Origin of the sequence: Pyxidicoccus fallax (genome assembly GCF_012933655.1) — a bacterium.
GTDB lineage: Bacteria > Myxococcota > Myxococcia > Myxococcales > Myxococcaceae > Myxococcus > Myxococcus fallax.
Genome location: NZ_JABBJJ010000725.1, coordinates 1 through 1,009, shown reverse-complemented (window position 1 = coordinate 1,009; position 1,009 = coordinate 1). Strand labels below are relative to the sequence as shown.

The 1,009-nt window shown below is 68.4% G+C and carries 1 protein-coding gene; it reads left to right on the top strand.

All coding sequences use genetic code 11. The features are described from left to right. Positions 1-1,009: FG-GAP-like repeat-containing protein (locus HG543_RS53825; protein WP_169352698.1), on the top strand; the 1,009-nt coding region annotated here is incomplete at both ends.

The following is a 1,009-nucleotide window of genomic DNA, read 5'->3' as shown; positions in this document are numbered from 1 at the left end:
CTCGAAGGGCTGGCGAGCGCGACGCGCTACACATTCACCATCCAAGCCCGGAACGCGGTGGGAGACGGGCCGCGCTCGGACGCATGGGTGACGTCCACGCTCTGTGGCGCGGTCTCCCTCGTGGACTCGGGTGAGGTGGCCGTGGGGGATTCGCCCGGTGAGGTGGCGACAGCGGACTTCAACGGCGACGGGAAGGCCGACCTCGCGGTGAGCAACGGCCAGGACGCCTCGGTGAGTGTGCTGCTCGGGCAGGGCGACGGCCACTTCCAGGCCGCGCGGCGGGTGCCGGTGGGGAATGTGCCGCGGGACGTGAGCGCGGCGGACTTCAACCGCGATGGCAAGGTCGACCTCGCGGTGCTCAATACCCAGGACGCGAGCGTCAGCGTGCTGCTCGGCCGGGGAGACGGCACGTTCGGCACACAGCGCACCTTCCCCACGGGCACCTCGCCCCAGGTGATGACGACGCAGGACTTCACCGGGGACGGGGTGCTGGACCTGTTCACCGCGAACTCCAGCATTCCGCTCCGGTCCTATACGGCGACGCTGCTTCGCGGTGATGGAACCGGCGCCTTCACCTCGACGAACTACCAGACGGGCTTCGTGGCCCACGGCTTGACGGGCGCCGACGTCGACACGGATGGGAAGCTGGACCTCGTCCTGGCCCACTACTACGACGGGGTGCTCAATCTCTACCAGAGCGTCGGAGACGGTACCTTCAGCACCGTAACGAGGGTATCGCCACTGACGTATCCCAACCACGTGCGGGCCACGGACCTCGACAGTGATGGACGGGTGGACCTCGTCGTGACGGACCAGTTCAGTGTCATCACCTACCGTGGCCAGGCGGCTGGGGGGTTCGTCCGGAAGGATGACCTGGCCCTGAGGAGCATCGCCCGTGCGCTGGCGCTGACGGACCTGGATGGGGATGGGCGGCAGGACGTCGTCGTCTCGAGCGGCGTCGCTCAGGTCGTGAGCGTGTTCCAGGGCGCCAGCACCGGCGGGTTCTCCG